The 19784-nt window shown below is 70.5% G+C and carries 19 protein-coding genes; 6 read left to right on the top strand and 13 right to left on the bottom strand.

All coding sequences use genetic code 11. The features are described 5' to 3' along the window. Nucleotides 1-127 precede the first annotated feature (127 nt). From CLV70_RS40425 to CLV70_RS39145, 3 genes are read left to right on the top strand one after another with little or no spacing between them, the layout of a single operon-like run. Nucleotides 128-1213: an SNF2-related protein gene (locus CLV70_RS40425; RefSeq protein ID WP_211303797.1), complete on the top strand. Its 1086-nt coding sequence runs from the start codon at nt 128-130 to the stop codon at nt 1211-1213. After that, nucleotides 1213-1803: a helicase-related protein gene (locus tag CLV70_RS40430; RefSeq protein ID WP_211303798.1), complete on the top strand. Its 591-nt coding sequence runs from the start codon at nt 1213-1215 to the stop codon at nt 1801-1803. Before CLV70_RS40425 ends, CLV70_RS40430 begins: the two co-directional genes overlap by 1 nt. Nucleotides 1804-1810: 7 nt before the next feature. After that, the gene (locus tag CLV70_RS39145; RefSeq protein ID WP_146164084.1) at nt 1811-2671 is read left to right on the top strand and encodes a protein NO VEIN domain-containing protein; all 861 of its coding nucleotides are present in this window, start codon (nt 1811-1813) and stop codon (nt 2669-2671) included. Nucleotides 2672-2810: 139 nt separating this feature from the next. On the opposite strand, the gene CLV70_RS17760 is transcribed toward CLV70_RS39145, so the two are convergent. The 7 genes from CLV70_RS17760 to CLV70_RS17790 all read right to left on the bottom strand — a co-directional run bounded on the left by CLV70_RS17760 (nt 2811) and on the right by CLV70_RS17790 (nt 10220). After that, nucleotides 2811-3983, bottom strand: coding sequence for a NaeI family type II restriction endonuclease (locus CLV70_RS17760; RefSeq protein WP_106127611.1), 1173 nt, complete (start codon nt 3981-3983; stop codon nt 2811-2813). A gap of 151 nt (nt 3984-4134) precedes the next feature. Continuing rightward, nucleotides 4135-5367 (bottom strand): MFS transporter, encoded by a 1233-nt coding sequence (locus tag CLV70_RS17765; RefSeq protein ID WP_106127612.1) that lies wholly within the window; start codon nt 5365-5367, stop codon nt 4135-4137. Nucleotides 5368-5554: 187 nt separating this feature from the next. Next, entirely contained in the window at nt 5555-6550 is a 996-nt protein-coding gene (locus CLV70_RS17770; protein WP_106127613.1) for a methyl-accepting chemotaxis protein, read from the bottom strand. Between the two features lie 214 nt (nt 6551-6764). Then, complete coding sequence (locus CLV70_RS17775; RefSeq protein WP_425440177.1) at nt 6765-7304, bottom strand: DUF305 domain-containing protein; 540 nt, start codon at nt 7302-7304, stop codon at nt 6765-6767. A 35-nt stretch (nt 7305-7339) separates the two neighbouring features. Next, nucleotides 7340-8143 carry a lytic polysaccharide monooxygenase gene (locus CLV70_RS17780; protein WP_106127614.1) on the bottom strand — a complete coding sequence of 268 codons (804 nt, stop codon included), beginning with the start codon at nt 8141-8143 and terminating at the stop codon, nt 7340-7342. Between the two features lie 89 nt (nt 8144-8232). Further along, nucleotides 8233-9537 (bottom strand): HAMP domain-containing sensor histidine kinase, encoded by a 1305-nt coding sequence (locus CLV70_RS17785; RefSeq protein ID WP_106127615.1) that lies wholly within the window; start codon nt 9535-9537, stop codon nt 8233-8235. Then, entirely contained in the window at nt 9534-10220 is a 687-nt protein-coding gene (locus CLV70_RS17790) for a response regulator transcription factor (protein WP_106127616.1), read from the bottom strand. The genes CLV70_RS17785 and CLV70_RS17790 overlap by 4 nt, the downstream gene beginning before the upstream one ends. A 36-nt stretch (nt 10221-10256) precedes the next feature. On the opposite strand from CLV70_RS17790, the gene CLV70_RS17795 reads away from it, so the two are divergent. After that, nucleotides 10257-10862 carry a DNA mismatch repair protein MutL gene (locus tag CLV70_RS17795; RefSeq protein ID WP_106127617.1) on the top strand — a complete coding sequence of 202 codons (606 nt, stop codon included), beginning with the start codon at nt 10257-10259 and terminating at the stop codon, nt 10860-10862. Nucleotides 10863-10870: 8 nt separating this feature from the next. Next, complete coding sequence (locus CLV70_RS17800; RefSeq protein ID WP_425440178.1) at nt 10871-11638, top strand: CPBP family intramembrane glutamic endopeptidase; 768 nt, start codon at nt 10871-10873, stop codon at nt 11636-11638. Nucleotides 11639-11752: 114 nt separating this feature from the next. On the opposite strand, the gene CLV70_RS17805 is transcribed toward CLV70_RS17800, so the two are convergent. From CLV70_RS17805 to CLV70_RS17820, 4 genes are read right to left on the bottom strand one after another with little or no spacing between them, the layout of a single operon-like run. After that, entirely contained in the window at nt 11753-12241 is a 489-nt protein-coding gene (locus CLV70_RS17805; RefSeq protein WP_106127619.1) for a MarR family winged helix-turn-helix transcriptional regulator, read from the bottom strand. 52 nt (nt 12242-12293) lie between these two features. Next, complete coding sequence (locus CLV70_RS17810; RefSeq protein WP_106127620.1) at nt 12294-13316, bottom strand: alpha/beta hydrolase; 1023 nt, start codon at nt 13314-13316, stop codon at nt 12294-12296. Beyond that, complete coding sequence (locus CLV70_RS17815; protein ID WP_106127621.1) at nt 13313-13963, bottom strand: hypothetical protein; 651 nt, start codon at nt 13961-13963, stop codon at nt 13313-13315. The genes CLV70_RS17810 and CLV70_RS17815 overlap by 4 nt, the downstream gene beginning before the upstream one ends. After that, complete coding sequence (locus CLV70_RS17820; protein ID WP_106127622.1) at nt 13954-15708, bottom strand: phosphatidylglycerol lysyltransferase domain-containing protein; 1755 nt, start codon at nt 15706-15708, stop codon at nt 13954-13956. Before CLV70_RS17820 ends, CLV70_RS17815 begins: the two co-directional genes overlap by 10 nt. 367 nt (nt 15709-16075) lie before the next feature. On the opposite strand from CLV70_RS17820, the gene CLV70_RS17825 reads away from it, so the two are divergent. Further along, nucleotides 16076-18322: an MMPL family transporter gene (locus CLV70_RS17825; protein ID WP_106127623.1), complete on the top strand. Its 2247-nt coding sequence runs from the start codon at nt 16076-16078 to the stop codon at nt 18320-18322. Between the two features lie 44 nt (nt 18323-18366). On the opposite strand, the gene CLV70_RS17830 is transcribed toward CLV70_RS17825, so the two are convergent. Then, nucleotides 18367-18672 carry a helix-turn-helix domain-containing protein gene (locus CLV70_RS17830; RefSeq protein WP_106127624.1) on the bottom strand — a complete coding sequence of 102 codons (306 nt, stop codon included), beginning with the start codon at nt 18670-18672 and terminating at the stop codon, nt 18367-18369. Nucleotides 18673-18961: 289 nt separating this feature from the next. Beyond that, nucleotides 18962-19690: a polyamine aminopropyltransferase gene (locus CLV70_RS17835; protein ID WP_106127625.1), complete on the bottom strand. Its 729-nt coding sequence runs from the start codon at nt 19688-19690 to the stop codon at nt 18962-18964. Nucleotides 19691-19784: the final 94 nt, after the last annotated feature.

Raw genomic sequence — 19784 nt, forward strand, 5'->3', positions numbered from 1 at the left:
CCGCGTCGAATTCGGCGACACAGTGATGACGGCGCGACTGCGTGCGGACCGCGGGTACGAGGCTGATCTGCGCCGGCTGGCTCTGCGGTTCCGCTCGAGCATCCAGCGCTCCCCATCCACTATGGATGTGGAGATTGACGATCTGCTCACCAATCTCGTGGCTCTCGCCGCGTGGCCCGCTATACAGAGCGTCACCTGGGATCCTCAGCTTGCAGCCCTAGCGGCTGACTCGGCGGCCGATGCTCAGACTGTTGCCCGCCGTCTGGACTCAGGCGACGCCTCTGAGGATGAGGTGCGACCCTGGGGTATTCCTGACAGGCTCGGACCAAACTGGGTCGGCAACTTGACCGGCTTCCAGCGGAGGGACATCTCAAAACTTCTGGCGCTGCGCCACGGAGCCAACTTTTCGGTACCAGGTGCGGGCAAGACCCGGGTAGGGCTCGCAATCTTCGAAGCGCTACGGCACGCCGGACGAGTTCAGCGACTTCTGATCGTGGGCCCAAAGTCCTGCTACGACGCATGGCACGACGAGAACGAGGAGTGTTTGGCAGAACCACTCCAGATGGGCATTTTCGCCCGGCCTTTCGATCCCGCTGCCGACGCACTCATCATCAATTACGAGCGCCTCGAAGGCGCCCTCAACGAGCTCGGTGCCTGGCTTGCGGACCGTCCCTCGATGCTTCTCCTCGATGAGGCTCACCGGATGAAGCTGGGGGCTGAAGGCACCTATGGTGCCGCCTGCCTGGCTCTTGGGCCGCGGGCAAAGCACCGGTTGATCTTGACTGGCACCCCGGCGCCAAACGGCGTAAAAGACCTTGAGAATCTCTTCAGCTTCGTCTGGCCCGGCCACGGCCGGCAGAAGGTCATCCAAGCGCTAGCCGGTGGCGACTTGGCGGAAGCCAGCCGTGTGCTCAAACCATTATTCTCCCGCACGACGAAGACTGAGCTCGGTCTGCCGCCTGCGACTACCACCCTCCGCCAGCTTGCTATGCCGCCGCTTCATCAGGAGATTTACCAGGCGCTACTCGGGCGTTTTTCGGGGCGAGTGGCGGACGCCGCAGACGATCTTCAGGCCATTGGTAAGATCGTCGTCTATATGCTTATGGCCGCCACCTCACCCGCCCTGCTATCCGTGGGCACAACACGCTACGAGCCACTCATGTATCAAGTCCCCCGCTCACAGTCCCGGACGGCACCCCCCTCGAGGCGCTGATGCGCGACCTCCCCAGCTACGAGATGTCACCCAAATATCAGGAAACGCTGGCTATCGTCGCCGCCAATGCGAGCAGGGGACGGAAGACGCTGGTTTGGTCGACATTCGTCCGCAGCTTGAACACTTTGCGCGAGGTGCTACGCGAGTTTGGGCCGGCCGTCGTCCATGGCGGCACGGAGGACCGCGACACCGAGATCAAGCGCTTCCGGGCCGACCCGTCGTGCGCCGTGCTGCTGTCTAACCCGGCAACTCTAGGGGAAGGCATCAGCCTTCATCATGAATGTCACGACGCCGTATATGTCGACCGCGACTTCGCCGCCGGCCGCTTCTTGCAGAGCCTCGATCGCATTCACCGTCTAGGGCTGGCGCCGGACGCCCAGACTCGTATCACCATCCTGGCGACTCAGGGCACGATCGATGAGGTGGTGGAGCAGCGGCTAAGCGACAAGCTGACGTTCATGGGCCGTATCCTCGACGACCCAGCGGTCCAGCGGCTGGCCGATCTCGAGGAAGAGCCGCCGGTCGGTGCTGGTCTGGATAACCGGGATTTGCAGGCGCTGATGGGTCATCTCCGTGCCAATACCACCTAGGCCGGTATTGCGCGCGGCCATACGATGGCTGGACCGGCTTCCGCGGTCCAGCCCGGCGCGCTCCCGCGCTCTGTTCACGAATCACCGGGACTTCAGCGATCTCACTCCCACACAATACGAAGCCGCATATGCCTGGCTGGGAGACGTCGGCCTGCTGAGTGACCTGCATACGCCAGTCCCCGCGGCCGAGCGCGTCTTCACCGCCACCATCACGCATGGCGGTAGCCACTGGCTTAAAGACGCCGGTGACCTCGTGCGCTCTCCCGATGAGCTGCCGGACGACGCTGTTCGCGCAGCCGAAGCCGCCGGCCTGACAACGGAAGCCGCGTTCGCCCATGTGATCACAGCATGGGGCAAGGTGGATGCGGCCGAACGCGTCCGGGTAGGAATGGCCGGAGAAGCGGCTGTCCTGACGCTGCTACACGACGGAGTGGATGCAGTTGTCGACCACGTGGCGGCCGTGGCGGACGGGTACGGCTACGACATCGCCGTGCACGGCAGCGGATGCACACTGCACCTCGAAATAAAGTCGACCCTCCGGCGGAGCCGCCTCACGATCCACCTCTCGCGGAACGAGTACGAAACGATGCGTCGTGACCCGGTATGGCGATTGGTGGCCGTCCGACTTAATCCTGACGACTCGATCGCCGCGATTGCAACGGTTAACCGTGAATGGATGGTGGCTGAGGCGCCAGCCGACCGCGGGTTGTCCGGCCGGTGGGAGTCATGCCGTTTCGACGTGCCGCTCAGCGCTCTGTCTCCCGGTGTACTGGAGCTGGGGCCGGTTCTCCGGCCCAATACGCCCATGCTGGCAGGCAGAGTCCCCTGGCCCGGAGCGGCCGCGAGCCGCCCGAACCCCATTGAGTGAGAATCGCCAGCAGCCGCCCGTATTGCGGATGGCTCCTTGATATCTGGTATCGAGGCCGCCTCCCTCACTCTGGAGGAGTTCTCGTGAGTAAAGCGGCCGAGATCCTGCCATCCGACAGACGGCTTGCCGGGTTTCGGGGTCACTCGCGTTGCGGAAGAGAGGTCGCTGCACTCTCAGCGATCGCAAACGCAGCCCTAACCTCGCGCTCAACTGCAGCGGCCTCGGCTACCGCTTCCGCGAGGGTCACGCGGGCTGCCTTTGCGGCCTTGCGCTGGGCTGACCGCCGACGGCTGATCTCTGCCAGGCCGGCAATCATTTCCCTTCTGAAGGCGTCCGCCTCCCGGCGCCGGACCGGATCGAGCTCAGCACGGCGCGCGGGCGTACTGCCATCGGTCCGGAGGGCGACCCATTGCGTATGTCCTGCGATATCCAGACCACCGAGCTCCCTGGCACGGGCCCGATGGCTTTTCCAATGACCGTTCAACACCTCAAATCCTTGCCGGGCAAGCTCCGCTCTGACCTCTCCCCGGAATCGGCGGGCGTCGTCAACCTGTTGACCGATCGCTTCAATCACCCTTCGATGAATGATCAGTCCTTCACACCGCCTGAACAGCTCAATCGCTCGAGCGTTTCCGCCTCGCGGACCGAGAATTGCCTCCCTATCAGCCTTACTGATACTCATGAGAAAGTTCTCCGGCAGGGCGCTCTCACCGTCGGCGATGATCCAGCGCACCGACGACAGACCCTCTGGCCGCTGTATGGTCCTTTTGAGGTCTCGGTTACCACCGACCAAAATGTCTTCCCGGATCCGTATGACGCCCACGGCCATGGTGTTCGCGAGATCATCACCATGAACCAGCAGGCAAATGTGCCCCGTGGCCTCTTTCGGGATCTGCCATCCTCCGTAGTTCCGGGACCATTTGCAGTCAACATCAATGCCACTAATATCGAAGTCCATTCCCAGCAACCCGTGGGAAAGATCGAACTTCTGCCGTAGCACGTTCTCGAGGTTGACGCCGACGTACGCCTTCTCCTGGTTGTTGCACTGGTCCAGGTTCCAGCGACGCGTGCGGCCTGAAGCGATCACCTCGTCCAGGGCTTGACGGATGGCAGGACCGAAGTCTGCAGCTCGCTCTTTGAAGTACTCGTATGCGACCTCGAGATCGGGATCAGTACTCAAGTGCGCGGACGCCACAACAGCATGCGCCGCCTCAGGGGCGTCGACGACTGGGAGCGACTCGTCATCGGTAGAAGCACTCGCTGCGTCATCATCAGGCTCAAAGATCGGTTCGGCGTTCCGTCGGCTCTCCATCCGATCGAGCGTGCCAGCCGCGCCCCGGCGCCTCAATCAGGCGCGCCCGGCTCCCCTCGTGCTCCGGGTATGCCTGCCTTCGCCGGGCAGAGAACGCGGACCCACGGAGCGGCCGGAACTTCACCAAGGCGTCAATCATGTCTATGCCCGATCAGGCGGGCTGGTCCGCGAGGCGCCGTCCCCATCCCGGCAATACCGCCGACAGCGACCGCCCCTTCAATCTGGCCAGCGCATATCCACCGCCCACCGCCGCCAGCGACGTCACCGCTCCGGCGAGCACCAACGCCCCGCGTGCCCCCGCCGCGTCGCAGAGCCAGCCGATCAGCGGCGCTCCCACGATTCCTGACAGCGAGGAGACTACCCCGAGCGTGGCGAGCATCCGGCCGCGCATTTCCTCGCGGGTGTCGAGTTGGACTCTCGTCGCGATGATGGTGTCGAGGATGACCGCTCCCGCCGCGATCGGCAGGATCAGGGCCGCGAAGCCGAGGATGTTCGGGGCGAAGCCCGCGCACAGTTGGAGCAGGCTGATCGTCAGGCCCGTCGCCAGCAGGACGCGGAGCGTCGAGCGGCCCGTGCCGGCCAGGAGCAGGCCGCCCGCCACCGCGCCGACGGCGAAGACCGTGGAGAGCAGGCCGTAGGCGGCCGGGCCGCCGTGGAGCGGGCCGGTCACCATCGCCGCCATGGTGACCTGGTAGTTGCGGCCGAGGGAGCCGAGGACGAACGACAGGGCCAGGATCACCAGGATGGTCGGGCGGCCCGCCAGGTAGCGCAGGCCCGCCCGGACTCCGCCTTCTCCCGGGGGTGGTGCGGCCAGGGTGCGGATCTTTTCCGTCCGCATGAGCACCAGCGCCACGATCACCGCGACATACGTGGCCGCGTTGATCGCGAAGAGGGAGCCCGGCCCGGTGATGCCGACCAGGACGCCGCCGACCGACATGCCGACGATGCGGCCGGCCGAGCTGAGGACCGAGCCCAGCGCCAGCGCCGAGCCCAGCGCCGACGGGGGTACGAGGGCCGAGCCGAAGCGGCCGAGGCACGGGCCCTCGACGGCGCTGATCGTCCCGGAGGCCAGCGCGATCGCGTAGACGGGCCACAGCCGGCCGGTGTCGGCGATCAGCGTGAGGGCGAGCAGGGCGCGCAGCGCCTGGAAGGCGATCAGGGTGGGCCGGGCCGGGAGGCGGTCGGCGAGGGCGCCGCCCCAGCCGCCGAGCAGCAGCACGGGCAGGGCCTGGAGCATGACCACGACGCCCATGGTGGCGGCCGAGCCGGTCGCCGTGAGGACCAGCCAGTTGAGGCCCAGCACCTGCATCCACGTGCCGGCCACCGACACCAGGTCGGCGGCGGCCCAGAGCCGATAGTTGCGCTCACGGAGCGGGGCGAACATCACGGTGGCGGCACCTCCACGGCAGAGCGGCGCCGCATCTCGGCGCCACAGGCCCTATCGGGAAGCGCTTCTCGCCTGCTTCGTGCTGCGGTGCCGGAACACCGCAATGGCAACCGCGACGGTTGCGGGACACGAAGACGCCCGGCCTGTGGCAGGCCGGGCGTCTCGTGAGGGAGGTGAAGAGCTGTCAGACCCGCAGGGAGCGCAGGGCCGCCGCCAGTTCGCCGCCGGCGTCGCGGAGTTCGCGGGCCACCTCGTCGGTCTGCTCGACGGTCGCCCTGGCCCGCTCGCGGGTGTCGGCGATCCGGGTCATCGACTCGGCGATCTGGGCCGCCTGGGCACCCGCCGCCGCGATGCTGTGGGTCATCTGCTCGGCGGTGGCGTGCTGCTCCTCGACCGCCGAGGCGATGGTCGTCTGGTAGCCGTTGACCTTGCCGATGACCTCGCCGATCTGGGTGATCGAGTCGACCACGCCGGTGGTGTCCGACTGGATCGTGCCGACCTGGGTGGTGATCGAGTCGGTGGCCTTGGCGGTCTCCTGGGCGAGGTCCTTGACCTCGCTGGCGACCACGGCGAAGCCCTTGCCCATCTCGCCGGCCCGGGCCGCCTCGATGGTGGCGTTCAGGGCGAGCAGGTTGGTCTGCTCGGCGATGGCCGTGATCACCCGGACCACGTCGCCGATCTGGGCGGACGAGTCGCCGAGCTTGGTCATCGTGCGGCTGGCGTCGGAGGAGACCTCCATCGCGTCGGCCGCGACCGTGACGGCCTCGGAGGCGCTGCGGGAGATCTCCTGGATGCTGGCGCCCATCTGCTCGGCACCGGCCGCCAGGGTGGCGATGTTCTCGGAGACCTCCTGGGAGGCGCGGAGGATCTCGCCCGCCGACTGCACCGAGCCCTGGGCGCCGCTGACCATCTCGGCGACCAGCGCGCCGAGGCGCTCGGTGGCGCCGTTGAGCTTGGTGTTCGTCGTCTCGGAGAGGCGTACGACCTCGGCGAACCGGTCGAGCAGGGAGTTCAGGTTCTCGCCGGCGGGGGTGAGGTTGCCCTGCTCCACGCGTACGGTGAGATCACCGGCCGCGGCCTTCTCGAGCACCTCGACCGTGGGGTCCTGGCGCCGCGTGCTGCGGGCTACCACGTACCCGACGATGAGACCGACGACTGCGGCGACGATGCCAATGACCATTTTCTGCTCCCCCGGAGTTTCGACTGGCCCTTTGATCGGCAGGCCGGGTGGCCAGTTGAGAAACCGGGGCAACAGACTCCGGCCGGCCCGCGTACGGGCCGACCGGAGCTGCCGGGCTCGCCGGTCATGAAGGGGGAGACCGTTGCGCCCGTCTCGCCGACCGGCGGCCGGGGGTGCGATCCAGCCGGGGATGCCAGGTCGGGTGAGTGGGGGATCAGGCGTTCATCATCGTGAGCATCTGCTTGATCTGGTCGGTGCGGCTGTCGTGTACCCGGTCGGCGAAGGCCTTGGTCTCGGCGTTGACGCCGCCGGTCTTCTCCACCTGTGTCATCTCGACCGCGTTGTGCTGGTGTGCGACGAAGAGGTTGAGGAACGCCGTCTCGAACGCCGCGCCCTTCGCCTTCCGCAGCGCCTCGATCTCCTCCGGCCCGGTGGCCGGGAGGCCGCCGTGGTCGGCGTGGGCGCTCGGCGCGTGGTCGACCGTGGTCGGCTTCCGCCACTGGGTCAGCCACGACTTCATCAGCGTGACCTCGTCGGACTGGGTGGCGTCGACCGCCCGGGCGAGGATCTTGACGTCGTCGCGCTTCGCGGTCTTCTCGGCGAGCCGGACCATCTCCAGGCCCTGCTCGTGGTGCGCCACCATCATCTGCAGGTACATGACGTCGGTGTCGTTGAACTTGCCGTCGGCCTGGACCACGGCCTTGGCGTCGGACACCTGCGCGGAGGTCTCCGGGGCGGTGCCGCACGCGCCCAGCAGCAGGGCGGCGGAGAGGGCTACGACGAGGCGCTTCACAGCGGCAGCCAGAGGGCGAGGGTGTAGATCGACGGCTCCCAGCTGCGGATCGACGAGTGACCCTGGCGGCACTTGAACTTCTTGCCCTCGTACGTCACCTCGTCACCGGTCCGGTACGCGACCCCCGGAGCCCAGTCGCCGGCGGCCTTGCCCGGCTTCCCGCTGCTCGCCGGCGGCTTGCTGATCGGGACGGCCGAGCTGGGGGCGGTGACCGGCGTCGACGGCGGCTTGGTCGTGGGCGCGGTGGTCGGTGCGGTCGTCGGCGTGGTGCCCGGCGTACCCCCGGAGCCTCCACCCACGTTGAGGTCGACGCAGCTGTAGAAGGCCATCGGGGTGTCGCCGATGTTCCAGACGGCGAGGACCGTCTGCCGGCCGGGGAAGTTGCTGAGGTCGACCTTGTGCGTGACCACCGCGTCCGGCTGCTGGTTGCCCCCGTCGACGGTGGCGACCTTCTTGCCACCGACGAAATACTCCCAGTTGCTGGTGCGGTGCCGGGCCGTCATGACCCAGGTGAACGTCACGTTGGTGCCGACCGCCTTGGCCGGCCAGTTGCGGCTCTCGTCGGCGAGGACCGACCACTGGGTCGCGCCGCCGTCGCAGGAGCGCTTGCCCTTGGGCGCCTCGACGCTCTGCGGCTCGAACTGGATCGGCCCGCAGTCCTTGACCGCACCGGACGCGCAGAGCGCCTGGCGGCTGGCCGGCGCGGAGACGTACCCGTGTGCGAGGGCCGGCGAGGTGACCGCCAACGTCGATCCCACCGCTCCGAGTGCCACCAGCGGATATGCGATCGACCTGCGCATCTTCGAGCTCCTGACGTGTCGTCCGGTGGTTTACGGCGAGGACCGTAACGACGCGTTCCATAACGGAGCCTTAAAGGATCCGGAAAGACTCATGAAGCGGCATGGCGACGACCCGCAACCGGCCTTTCGCGTACGGGAAGAAGCAGCCCGATCCGCGCCCCGCCGAGCGGCCCCCGCGAGATCTCCAACCGCCCGCCCGCGGCCTCGGCGACCCGCCGCACGATGTCCAGGCCGAGCCCGGTGGAGCCGGCGCCGCTCACCCCTCGCTGGACCGCCGCGGCCGGGTCGGCGATGCCGGGGCCGGCGTCGTCGACGAGCAGCCCGGCCGCCGACACGGTGACCCGGAACGCCACCCCCTCGGGCGTGTGCGCGAAGACGTTGCCCAGCAACGAGTCCACGGCCAGGATCAGTTCGCTGCGCGGCAACGGGACGAGCACGGGGTCCTGCCCGCCGACGACCTCCCAGGGCCGGAACTGGTCCTCGGCCAGCGCGGACCAGAACGCCAGCCGGTCGGCCAGCACCTCGACGAGGTCCGCCTGCTCGTTGTTGCGGGCCTCCACGCCGAGCCGCGCCCCCGCGATGATCGCCTCGAGTTCCTCGTCGAGCATGTCGCAGGCCTGCCGCATCCGGTCGCCGATCGGCCCGGGCGGCATGGTCTCGGCGTCCAGCCGCAGCGCGGTCAGCGGGGTACGCAGCCGGTGCGACAGGTCGGCGGCCAGTTCCCGCTCGGCGTCGAGCAGGCGGCGCAGGTCGGCGGCCATGACGTTGAACGCGGTGGCGGCGTCGCGCAGCTCGGGCGGCCCGGACGGCTCCACCCGGACGGCGAGGTCGCCGGCGCCGAGGCGGCGGCTGGACGTGGCGAGGTCGGCGGTGGCGCGGACCATCCGGCTGCCGAGCCGGTCGGCAAGCAGCACCGAGCCGGCCACGAGCACGACGGCGAGCGCGCCGAGGGCCAGCCAGGCCGGCCACACGCCCTCGCGCATGTCCTCGTCGGGGACGTACACCTCGATGACCACGGATCGGCCGTCGCTGAGCACGCTGGGTTGCAGGTACGCGAGCCCGCCGGCGGTCTGCGCGGTCACCGGGCGCCGGTACAGGTTGGCCTGCTGGACCTCCGCGCCGGTGACGTGGGTCGTACCCACGGGCGCGATGCCGGGCAGGTGCACCGCGAGCCGGCCCGCGCTGCCGGCGACCGTGCTGGCCACCGCGCTGGTCAGCAGCTGCGGGTCGGCGTTGACCGCCATCGCGGCCACCATCGCCGCCGCTTGCTGCCGCGCGTCGCCGATGGCCCGGTCGTGCGCGATCTTCCCGGTCGCGTAGATCAGCGGCACGAGGAAGGCCAGCGCCACCATCGAGGTGATGGCGAGCGCCAGGCGGTTCAGCTCCCATCTCACCGCGGATCGACCATCATCACGCCGACCCCGCGTACGGTGTGCAGGAACCGCGGCGCCGCGGCCGTCTCGCCGAGCTTGCGCCGCAGCCAGGAGATGTGCACGTCGATGGTCTGCTCCTCGCCGATCCGCGACTGGTTCCACACCTCGGTCAGCAGCTCGCGGCGGCTGACCACCTGCCCGACCCGCTCGGCCAGGTAGGTGAGGACGTCGAACTCGCGGCGGGTGAGCTGCAGCGGCTGACCGCGCAGCGCGGCCCGCCGCTGCCGGGGATTGATCTCCAGCTCACCGACGGTGATCACGCTGGGTGCGGTGTCCACAGCGGCCCGTGTACGCCGGAGCACCGCGGCGATCCGCGCCAGGATGTGCCCGCTGGAGAACGGCTTCGTCACATAGTCGTCGGCCCCGGCGCTGAGCAGCGTGATGATGTCGGCCTCGGAGCGCCGCGCGGTGGCCACGATGACGGGCACCGCGGACACCGACCGCATCATCCGCAGGGCGTCGGTGCCGTCGATGTCCGGCAGGCCGAGGTCGAGGATCACGAGGTCGGGCTGCTCCTCGGTGAGGATCTTGAGTGCCTCGCCCGCCTGCCCGACCGGCCGGACGACGTGCCCGGCGTCCGACAGCGCCCGGGTCAGCGCGGCCGTGATGTTCCGGTCGTCCTCGACCAGCAGGATCAACGCCATGGCCAACACCCTAGGCTCAGGTGAGACGATGGCAACGTGCGATCTCCCCGAAGCTGGTTCCCGCTGCTGGGCTGGTGCGCGGCGACGTTGAGCAGCGTGGCGCTCGCCTCCGTGGCGATGCTGCCGGTACTGCGGACGGCGACGGCGAACGAGAGCGCGCTCATCTCGGTCGATCAGCTGCGCGAGTCGGGGGAGCTGACGCCGAGCCCGATGCCGCCGGCGCCGGAGCCCTCCGCGCAGCCGACCTCGGCCCCGGCATCCCGGTCACCCTCGGCGGCCCGGAGCCCGTCGCGGGCCAAGTCGAAGCAACCGCCGCGCAGCTCATCTGCTCCCACGCCGACCCGGACCACCGCCGCGCCGACCACGACCACCAAGGACGGCTGGACGGTCACCGACAGCAACGGCGAACGTACCTACGTACGGTCGTTCCGGGTCGAGGGCGGCCAGACGGTGATCCGGGCGTCCGACGGGGTGATCAAGCTGGTCACGGCCACGCCGCGGGACGGCTACTCGGTGGCGACCGTGCAGGACACCCCGGACAACCTCGCGGTCTACTTCAACGAGGTCAACCACAGCTTCATCATCCACGTGGTGTGGCGGGACGACGAACCGTTCGCCCAGGTCAGCGAGATCGGCTCGTAGGCGTGAGCGTGACCGTCGACCGGCCGCCGGCCACCCGGCGCGAGCTCGGCCTCGAGATCGCCGTCGTGCTGCTGCTCTCCCTCGGCCAGTCCGCCGTCTACGCGGTGGTGTCCCTGATCGCGAAGCTGACCGCCGGCAAGCCGCTGTCGCAGCAGACCGCCACGCTCAACGCGTCCCAGTCGCCGCGGCCGTACCTCGATCTGACGTACCAGCTGCTCGGGATCTTCTTCGCGCTCGTGCCCGTACTCCTCGCCCTGTATCTGTTGCACCGCGACCGGCTCTCCCCGGTCCGCACGCTCGGGTTGGACCTGCGCCGGCCGGTCCCGGACGCGGGCTGGGGCACGGCGCTCGCGGCCTGCATCGGCCTGCCCGGCCTGCTCCTGGTCTTCGCCGCGGCTCAGCTCGGCCTGAACGCCCGCATCGTCCCGGCGGCGCTGCAGCCGGTGTGGTGGGCGGTCCCGGTGCTGATCCTCGCGGCGGTGCAGAACGCGGTCCTCGAAGAGGTCATCGTGGTCGGCTACCTGATCACCCGGCTGCGCTCGTTCGGCTGGCGGCTGGGCTGGGTGGTCGCGACGAGCGCGGTGCTCCGCGGCTCCTACCACCTCTACCAGGGCTTCGGCGCCTTCGTCGGCAACGCGGTGATGGGCGTGGTGTTCGCCCTGTTCTTCCTGCGCAAGGGCCGGGTGATGCCGCTGATCGTGGCCCACGCCCTGCTCGACATCGCCGCGTTCGTCGGCTACACGCTGCTGCCGAAGGACTGGCTGAACTGGCTCTGAGCCACCGGAAACCGCGGCGGAGAATGGTGACCATGGAGCTCACCGGCGGGAACGGCGTACGGCAAGGTGGGGCTGGCGTCTACACCTACGTCCTGCTGCGCACCGACTGACCGGTCAGGAACCCGCGCCGCAGACGGTGCCGGGGTCGAGTGCGCGGAGGATGCGCTGGGCGCTCGCGCGAAGCTGGCGCTGCTGGGCCTTGGTCAGCGGGTCGAGCACGTGCCGGCGGACCGCTTCGACGTGGCCGGGGGCGGTGGCGACGACCTTCTCCCAGCCGTCGTCGGTCAGGATGCCGAGGGTGTAGCGGCCGTCGGTCGGGTCGGGGCGGCGCCGCACCCAGCCGCGCTTCTCGAGGCGGCTGACGACCTGGGACAGCCGGGGTAGGGAGCCGTCCGCCCGGGCGGCCAGGTCGCTGAGCCGCAGGGTGCGCCCGGGCGCCTCGGACAGCGCCGCCAGCACCTGATATTCGAAGGTCGTGACGCCGGCCTCGCGCTGCAGCTGGGAGTCGAGCACGCCCGGGAGCCGGCCCAGCACGCCGGCCATCGCCAGCCAGGTCTGCAGCTCGTCGGGATCGAGCCAGCGGGGCTCCTCGCCGGGTTCCATGGCCCGATCATATCCGGCGTTTAACTTGCAACGTTAACTGAAGGCGGTCGATTCAGGAGCCGTCCGGGACGCTGCGGGCGAGGCGGCTGGAGAGCCAGTCGAAGGCCGGACCCTCCATCCGCCGCCACAGCGCCGGGCTGTGACCGCCGTGCGGCAGCTCGACCGCGGTCACCCGCAACGGTGGCCGGGCCAGTCGGACGACGTCGCGGGAGCCGTCGCGGGACTCGGTGTCGTCGGCGGCCCAGGCCACGTACAGGTCGACCCGCGGCTGCGGCAGGTGGCGCAGCCGCCACGCGACGTGGTTGGTGGTGTGCTCGCTGCCGTCGCCGATCGTGATCGCCGGTCCGCTGTCGCCGGAGAGCGAGGCCGCGGCGGCGTACCGGCCGGGGTGGCGCAACGCCAGGTTCATCGCGCAGAAGCCGCCGGCCGAGTAGCCGATCAGCCCCCAGGCGGCGCGGTCGGCGCGGACCCGCAGGTGGGTGGTCGCGTACGCGGCGACGTCCTCGGTCAGGAACGTCTCGGTCTGCGGACCGCCGGCCAGGTTCGTGCACTCGGTGTCGAGCAGCCGCCGCGGCGTCTGGTACGGGAACAGCACCACGGTCGGTGCCATCCGCCCCGCGCCGATCTCCCGGTCGAGGTGGCGCACCACGTCGAGGCGCCGGATCCACGTGCTCGGCGAGCCGGGGAAGCCGTGGAACACCTCGATGACCGGAAACCGCCGGCCCGGGAGGTCGTACGCGGCGGGCAGGTAGACGCCCATCGTGAGGGTCAGGCCGCTCGCCCGGCCGGGCACCGTGACCGTGGTGAGCCGGCCACCGCCGGGCCGGCGCTCGACCCCGGCGGAGAGCGAGCCCCCGTTCGCCGGCTCCCGGACCAGGGACGACCAGGACGGATACGTCGTGGTGAGCCGGTTGATCTGCACCGCGCACGCCGCCGCGATGAGCGCGACGACGAGCGTGACGAGCAGCGCCCGGCCGAGGATCCGGCGGCCGTTCCACAGGTACGCGAGCGCCACCGTCGCCGCGATCACGGCCACCACCGCCAGCCCGAGCGTCGCCGGGGAGTCGATGGTCATGACCGCAGCGGGTGCGCGAGGGGCAACGGCAGCCGGTCCGCGGCCTCGCCGAGGGCGGTCTCCCAGCCGCGCGGGCCGGCGGCGGTCACGGTCGCGACGGCCGGCAGCGTGTCGTGCAGCCGATCGGCGAGGCCACGGTGCGATGCGTCGGTCACCAGCGCGATCGCCTCGGCGACGCGGACGGTTCGCGGCAGCCCTGCCATCATCCCGGTGACGTCGGCCGCGGTTCGTGGGGCGAGAGCGACGGTGACGACGTCGGGCACCCGCCGGGCCAGCTCACGGACGCCGGCCAGCTCGCCTGGTCCACAGAGGACGACGATGATCGGGAAGGTGATCCCGGCGCGCGCCGCATAGTCGGGTGGCAGCACGACGTCGTCTCCGGGCGGCCCGGCGGCGGGCGCCAGGCTCGGTGGCACGGCGGCGACCGCCTCCGCCCGGGCTCCGGCCAGGTCCCGCCAGGACGGGTAGAACGCCTGGTAACGGTTCACGATCAGGCCGACCGTGAGGACGAGCAGGACCTCCACTCCGAGGGCTGCGACCGTACGCGCGAAGAGCCGTCGCCGCCCCCAGCCGCGCACCGTGGCGACCAGGGCGACCACCGTCGCCGCCGCGGACAGCAGGATCAGCGGCAGGCCGATCAGGCGCACGGGTCCGGCTCCGCGAGACGGCGGCGCCCCGACGGCAGGAAGGCCTCGGCGCTGAGCGCGGCGACGGCGATCCGCGGCAGGTCACGCCCGGCGGGGAAGCACAGGAACCGCGGCTGCCAGTCCGGCTGGTACTTCGCGTTGGCGCGGTACAGCGTCTCGATCTGGCACAGCCCGGACATCGCCCGCAGCAGCCGGGCCCAGATCCGCACGACCGGACCGGCGCCGAGCTGCTCGGCGCGGGCGAGCACCGAGCGCAGCACGGCGAAGTTCAGCGAGATCCGCCGCACGCCCAGCTCCCCGGCCGCCTCGACGGCGCTCACGATCATCAGCTCGGTGAGGCCGTTCTCGGCGGTACGGTCGCCGCGCATCAGGTCCAGCGACAGCCCGTCGGTGCCCCACGGCACGAACTGCAGCAGTCCCCGCAGGCGGCCGTCGCCGTCGCGGCACAGCACCAGCAGGCAGTCGCCGTCGGCCGGGTCACCGAACCGCGACAACGCCATCGAGAAGCCGCGTTCGACGGTCCCCTGCCGGTACGCGACCGCGCAGTGCCGCGCCTCGGCGAGCGTGGCGTCGTCCAGGTCCCGCTGCCGGACGACCTGGCAGGCGTACCCGGCCCGGCGCACCCGCCCGACGGCCTGCCGGACCGTACGCATGCTGCGCCCCTGGAGCGAGAAGCCCGGAACGTCCAGGACGGCCTCGTCGCCGAGCTCGATCGCGTCCAGCCCGAAGCGCCGGTACGCGGTGCCGCCGGCCGTACCGCAGGCCAGCACGGCCGGCGTCCAGCCGTGCGCGGCGCAGTCGGCCAGCCACGCCGTGATCGCCTCCGGCCACGCGGACGGGATCCCCAGCGGGTCGCCCGAGGCCAGGCTGACCCCGTTGACCACCCGGTACGCCACCGCCGCGCGCCGCGAGGGCGCCCAGATGAAGGACTTGTCCGGCCGCAGTGCGAAGTAGCCGAGCGAGTCGCCGTCGCCGCGCCGGTCGAGCAGCGCCCGTACCTGAGGCTCGTCGCCGGTCTCCCACCGGGCGCGCCGCGTGCCGGGCCGCAGCAGCACGACGGCGCCGGCGACGAACGCGAGCAACCCGAAGGCGCCCGTGGTCAGGTCCACAGTGGTCGTGGTGACCGCCCGCTCGAAGTGCAGCGGGCCGCTGATCCCGATCATCCCCAGCGCCACGTGTTCCGCCCACCGCATCGGACCGGCCGGGTCGGTGAGTTCCCGGGCGCGGAGCGCGACCTCGACGAAGCCGAGCACGAAGCCCGCGCCGAGGAAGCCGGCGCACACCCCGAGGGCCTGCCAGCGGTTGCGCTGATCACCCCTGGCGCAGAACCGGTCGCGTTCGACGAGGAGGACGCCGAGCAGCACCGCCGCGATCAGCGCCGGCCCGGGGGTCGCCCGCGCCAGGTGCAGCACCACGCTGAGCGCACACAGGACGGTGGTCAGCTGCCATGCGCGCCGCTTGCCGCGCCGGAGACCGGCGCCGAGATAGACCAGCAGCAGCCCGACGACGCCGGTCGCGGCCCGCGCGGTCACCATCCCGGCGGTCGGCATCAGGTGCGCCAGCGCCGCCATCCGGTGGTGCCACGACGGCAGCACGCTGGTCACCGCGTCGAAAAGGCCGACGACCTGGACGCACCGTGCCACCACCGCCCGCATCGGCGGTGGCCGCCAGGAGACCTGAGGCCCGGCGCCCTTGGACTCACCACGCTCCACCGTAGCCACGCCGCCCCGCGCGTCCACCGACATCGTCGACCTCCCTGTTCGCAGCGCACTCATCCTGAAGGCACCGCGACGTCGGGGCGTCGGTCTACAAGCCGGATCTGCCGTCGCCGCGCTACGACTTTCGACGGAGATTGCCGCCACCTCACCGAGATCTCACCCGGAGAAACCCTGACTCCGGTCAGGGGTGGGAGCGCCGCGCCTCCTTCGCCAGGTGGAGATCGGACCCGGAGACGTGCCCGATTCCGCCGTTTCGCCGCTTGCGAGCACCGCTTCGTGTCCCCGGCGTACGCCGTGCGTGATGGGGGGCGAGCACGGGTCGGACCCGGATGTTCCCAGCTCGCGCCCTGCCTAGGTTCAGTTTCGACACAGACTTCAACGCAGGGGGACGACGATGAACAGGCGACCGGTCACGGTACGGGTAGCGAGGTGGAGCGCCGAGCACCCATGGCGCGCGGTGGCGCTGTGGGTGGTGTTCGTCGCCCTGTGCTTCGTCGGGGGCAACGCCGCCGGCCTCAAGGAGGCCACGGCGCAGGACATGTCGGTGGGCGAGTCCGGCCGGGCCGGCGTCATGATGGAGAAGGGGAAGTTCGGCGACGAGCCCGCGGTCGAGAACGTCCTCATCACCGCCCGGTCCGGCGCGCTCGACCAGCGCGCCGCCGAGGCCGCCGCGAAGACCGCCGCCGCCCGGCTGCAGGGCGTGCCCGGCGTCGCGAAGGTCGGCGACCCGGTCCCCGCGACCGACAAGTCCGCGCTGCTCGTCCCGATCACCATGAGCGGCGACCCGGAGACCGCGTCCGACCGGGTGGAGCCGCTCCGCGCGGCCACCGCCGAGGTGCAGAAACAGCATCCGGGGCTGCGCGTCGAGGAGGTCGGCGGGCCGTCCATCAACAAGGCGCTCGACGACACCCTCGGCAAGGACTTCCAGCGCGCCGAGCTGCTGAGCCTGCCGGTGACCCTGGTGATCCTGATCATCGCGTTCGGCGCGCTCATCGCCGCCGGCATCCCGGTGCTGCTGGCGCTGTCGTCGGTGGCCGCCGCGCTCGGCTTGTCGACGCTGGCGTCGCACCTCGTCCCCGCCAGTGACTCCACGTCCAGCGTCATCCTGCTCATCGGCATGGCCGTGGGCGTCGACTACTCGCTCTTCTACGTCCGGCGGGAACGGGAGGAACGCGCCAAGGGCCGCAACCACGTCGACGCGGTGGAGATCGCCGCGGAGACCTCCGGGCACGCCGTCGTCGTCTCCGGTACGGCCGTCATCATCGCCATGGCCGGCCTGTTCCTGGCCAACGACGTCATCTTCTCCTCGATGGCCGTCGGCTCGATCCTCGTCGTCGCGGTCGCCGTGATCGGCTCGCTGACCGTCCTGCCCGCCCTGCTCGCCAAGCTCGGCCGCTGGGTGGACCGGCCGCGGGTGCCGCTGCTGTGGCGTCTCGCCGCCCGGCGCACCGACGCGAACGGCGAGGTCGTGCCCAGCCGCTTCTGGTCGTTCGTCCTGCGCCCCGCGCTGCGCCGGCCGCTGCCGACCCTGCTGGTCAGCGTCGCCCTGCTGCTCGGCCTGGCGGCACCCGCGCTCGGCATGCAGCTCAAGTTCCCCGGCACCGAGGACCTGCCCCGGACCACGCCGGCGATGCAGGCGTACGACCGGCTGACCGCGGCGTACCCGAGCAACGGCACCACCCACCTGGTGGCCGTCGAGGCCCCCGCCGACCAGGCGCCCGCCGTGAAGGCCGCGCTGACCCGGCTCGCCGCCAGCACCCAGGGCGACCGTCTGTTCGCCGCCGAGGAGCAGACCGGCCCGGACCTCAAGGTGTCGCCGGACGGGCGGGTGAGCGTACTGACGGTTCCCACCCCGTTCTCCTCGCGCAGCGACGAGGCCGAGCAGTCCCTGAACCGGCTCCGCGACGACCTGGTGCCGGCGGCGCTGGGCGGCCTGAGCGGCGCGTCGTACGCGGTCGGCGGCGGTGTCGCGGAGAGCGACGACTACGCCGCGAACGTCTGGAAGAAGCTGCCCCTCGTCGTCGGGTTCGTGCTGCTGCTGACGTTCCTGGTGATGGCGTGGACGTTCCGGTCGGTGGTGGTGGCCCTGACCTCGATCCTGCTGAACCTGCTGTCCGCCGGCGCCGCGTACGGGCTGCTGGTCCTGATCTTCCAGAACACCTGGGCCGAGGGCGTGCTGGGCTTCACCTCGATGGGCGCGATCGTCACCTGGCTGCCGCTGCTGCTGTTCGTGCTGCTGTTCGGGTTGTCCATGGACTACCACGTCTTCGTGGTCACCCGGATCCGCGAGGCGGTCCAGCGCGGCGTGCCGAACCGGGAGGCGGTCGCCGAGGGCATCACCGGCTCGGCGGGCGTGGTGACCAGCGCCGCCATCGTGATGGTCGCGGTGTTCTCGATCTTCGCGACGCTGTCCACGATCGACATGAAGCAGCTGGGCGTCGGCCTGGCGGCGGCGATCCTGCTGGACGCCACGCTGATCCGGGCGGTCGTGCTGCCCTCGCTGATGACGCTGCTCGGCGCGGCGAACTGGTGGGCTCCGCGCCTGCTGCGGGGCAGCGGTAAGCACGCCGCCGGCAAGCGGGACGACCTCCCGGCGGAGGACGCGGACGAACCCACCGGCGAGCTCGTCGGCGTGAGGTAGCGGAGAAGACGAGATCGGCCGGGAGTCACTGGGCTCCCGGCCGGTCAGTCGGTGGAGGGGCGTTGCTCGTTCTGCCGCAGCGCCGCGGCCAGCTGGTCCTCGAGGGTGATGATCCGGCAGGCGGCGGCCATGTCCGTACCGTGGTCGCAGAGCTCCCGGACCCGGGCCGCGAGCCGGAGCTGAGCGCGGGAGTAGCGGCGGTGCCCACCCGCGGAGCGCAGCGGGCTGATCAGTTCGGCATCGCCGAGCCGGCGGAGAAAGTCCTGCGAGACGCCGATGATGTCGGCGGCGCGGCCCATCGTGTAGGCGGGGTAGTCGTCATCGTCCAGCATGTCGTCGGGTTGGGCCATACCACCATCCAGGTCGAGGGCCCCGGCGCTCAGCGCCGGGGCCCAGGGTTTACGGGTCAGAAACACCAATGCGGTTGTGGGCGCACCAGCCGTGGAAGGCGGCTTCCGGGTGCGTGGATCGCTGATCAGGCACAGCCCCGAAAACCACCTCGGCCATGCCTGCTGGTGCTTTGGTGTCGCGAGCCGGTGCCGTGAATGACGTCGCTACCGGCCGTACGTCTGCGTCTTTGCCGTCTCTCTGTCTTCGACAAGAAGAACGTTAACCGACGGCGCCGAGGAAATCTAGCTCTTAGACCGAAGATTTTCTGCGCGCCACGTACACGGTGTTCGTCGAGGTACGCCGCTGGATCGGGTTGTCGAACGGGACGACCTCGGCGCGGGCCGAAGCGAAGACGTCACCGAGCAACGCGGTGAACGCGTCGTCGGGCGGATCGTTGGACCACAGCGCGAACACCCCGCCCGGATGCAGCCGCGCCGCCAGCCGGTGCAGGCCGTCCGCGGTGTAGAACCCGGCGTGCCGCGGATGCAGCAGGTGGCTGGGGCTGTGGTCGATGTCCAGCAGCACCGCGTGCACGGGCCGGCCGGGGTGCTCCGGGTCGTACCCTGCGGGATCCGCGGTCACCTCGAAGAAGTCGGCGTGCCGCAGCCGGCACCGCGGATCGGTGGCCACCGCCTCGGCGAACGGCAGCAGGCGCCGCCGATGCCACGAGATCACCTCCTCGAGGGCGTCGACAACCAGCACCGACCGCACCCGGCCGTCCTCCAGCGCCGTGCGGGCCGTGTACCCGAGCCCCAGCCCGCCGACGACCACGTCCAGGTCCCCGGCGGCGTCCAGCTCGGCCAGACCCAGGCGGGCCAGCTCGATCTCGGCGACCGGGAACAGGCTCGACATGAGGAACTCGTCGCCGAGCTTCACCTCGTACACCTCGGTGTCGAGCATCGGATCCCGCCGCCGGCGCAGGCTGATCTCGCCCATCGGGGTGTCCCGCCACGCCAATTCCTCGAACCGCATGCTCATGCCGCCATGCTCCCGGCTCAGGTCCCGCAGAACGTCCGGTACACGCCAAAGTTTGCGGTGCCGGCGCGGCGTACCGCTCGAAACCCGGACGTTC

The organism is Pseudosporangium ferrugineum (assembly GCF_003002065.1).
Classification (GTDB): Bacteria; Actinomycetota; Actinomycetes; order Mycobacteriales; family Micromonosporaceae; genus Actinoplanes; species Actinoplanes ferrugineus_A.

Excerpts from the sequence above, each read along its gene's own strand:
- CLV70_RS17810 (WP_106127620.1), bottom strand. The coding sequence starts at position 13,316 with ATGACCATCGACTCCCCGGCGACGCTCGGGCTGGCGGTGGTGGCCGTG.
- CLV70_RS17790 (WP_106127616.1), bottom strand. The coding sequence starts at position 10,220 with ATGGCGTTGATCCTGCTGGTCGAGGACGACCGGAACATCACGGCCGCG.
- CLV70_RS17780 (WP_106127614.1), bottom strand. The coding sequence starts at position 8,143 with ATGCGCAGGTCGATCGCATATCCGCTGGTGGCACTCGGAGCGGTGGGA.
- CLV70_RS17770 (WP_106127613.1), bottom strand. The coding sequence starts at position 6,550 with ATGGTCATTGGCATCGTCGCCGCAGTCGTCGGTCTCATCGTCGGGTAC.
- CLV70_RS40430 (WP_211303798.1), top strand. The coding sequence starts at position 1,213 with ATGCGCGACCTCCCCAGCTACGAGATGTCACCCAAATATCAGGAAACG.
- CLV70_RS17805 (WP_106127619.1), bottom strand. The coding sequence starts at position 12,241 with ATGGAACCCGGCGAGGAGCCCCGCTGGCTCGATCCCGACGAGCTGCAG.
- CLV70_RS17825 (WP_106127623.1), top strand. The coding sequence starts at position 16,076 with ATGAACAGGCGACCGGTCACGGTACGGGTAGCGAGGTGGAGCGCCGAG.
- CLV70_RS17830 (WP_106127624.1), bottom strand. The coding sequence starts at position 18,672 with ATGGCCCAACCCGACGACATGCTGGACGATGACGACTACCCCGCCTAC.
- CLV70_RS17835 (WP_106127625.1), bottom strand. The coding sequence starts at position 19,690 with ATGAGCATGCGGTTCGAGGAATTGGCGTGGCGGGACACCCCGATGGGC.
- CLV70_RS17820 (WP_106127622.1), bottom strand. The coding sequence starts at position 15,708 with ATGTCGGTGGACGCGCGGGGCGGCGTGGCTACGGTGGAGCGTGGTGAG.
- CLV70_RS17760 (WP_106127611.1), bottom strand. The coding sequence starts at position 3,983 with ATGGAGAGCCGACGGAACGCCGAACCGATCTTTGAGCCTGATGATGAC.
- CLV70_RS17765 (WP_106127612.1), bottom strand. The coding sequence starts at position 5,367 with ATGTTCGCCCCGCTCCGTGAGCGCAACTATCGGCTCTGGGCCGCCGCC.